The organism is Hydrogenophaga sp. RWCD_12 (assembly GCF_046604225.1).
GTDB lineage: Bacteria > Pseudomonadota > Gammaproteobacteria > Burkholderiales > Burkholderiaceae_C > Hydrogenophaga.
Genome location: NZ_JBKIXC010000013.1, coordinates 1 through 1217 on the forward strand (window position 1 = coordinate 1; position 1217 = coordinate 1217).

Below are 1217 nucleotides of genomic sequence, written 5' to 3' on the forward strand. Positions count from 1 at the left end.
CGGCGCCGCTGGCGGTGCAGTTCGATGCGACGGCGACGACCTCCAGCCTGAGCAGCCAGCACCCGTTCCACCACGTGCGCTACGCCTTCAACTTCGGCGACGACCAGGGTCTGAACTGGCCGGTCTCCGGGCTGCCCAAGAACACGCAGTCGGGCGGACCGCTGGCGGCCCACGTGTTCGACCGTCCGGGCACCTACCAGGTGCGGGTGCGCGCGACCGATCAGGTCGGCGGGTATTCCGAGAAGATGGTCACCGTCGAAGTGACCGATCCCAACACCGCGTACACCGGGACGGGAACGATCTGCGTGTCTGCCGTGGCCAACTTCAGCGGTTGCCCCGGCGGCGCCTCGCAGGTCAGTGCATTGCCCAGCTCGGCCACCTACAGCGGCCGGCGCGTGCTGCTGCACCGTGGGGAGTCGTTTGACACCATCAACATCCCGCACGGCAGCCAGAACGTGCAGGTGGGTGCGTACGGCACGGGCGCCAAGCCGCGCGTGAACAGCGTGCTGGTGGGGGTGCTCAATCCGCCGAACTCGTCGTTCCCGCGGGACATCACCATTATGGACCTGGACGTGCTGCAGCGCTTCGAGCAGTTCGTGACGATGTCGCGCCTGCTGCTGTACCGCAACACGTTCGAAGTGCCCACGGGTGAGTTCATCACGGCGCAGATCACCATCGCCAGCGCGCTGGGCTACATCGTTCAGAACCACACGCTGGCGGCCAACCAGTACTTCCAGCCGCGCGAGCTGTTCGTGGTGGAGAACCTGGTGCGAGGCAGCACGGCCAACCCGCTGGTGAACATGGCCGGGGAGGGCAGCCGCTTCGTGCTGATGGGCAACGACATGGGGACGGCGCAGCAGCACACGGTGCGCATCTGGTCGATGCACAAGGGGTTCATTGCGCACAACGCACTGCGCGGTCGTTCTTCGGACGGCATCCGTGTGTCGCTGAAGGTGCACTCGGGAGGACTGGGGGACTACAACGACAACTACGCGATCTCGGGCAGCACCTACGCGTCGCGCCAGATCGTGATCGCCAACAACCGCCTGGGCGACACGACGGACAACAACTCGTTCACCGGAGGGGCCAGCCCGCAGAACAACACCGACAGCAGCCGGGAAGGGCTGGAGGATGTGGTGCTGGAGAGCAACGTGTTCTACCGCGGGCCCAACACCAACACGGAGTTCATCCTGATGGGTCGGCGCATGACCGCGCGC

The 1217-nt window shown here is 65.9% G+C and carries 1 protein-coding gene; it reads left to right on the plus strand.

Annotated features, from left to right (window positions below; translation table 11 throughout):
- Positions 1-1217, plus strand: a 1217-nt coding sequence (locus ACLIJ1_RS23270) for a PKD domain-containing protein (protein ID WP_411367960.1), incomplete at both ends; no start/stop codon positions are given.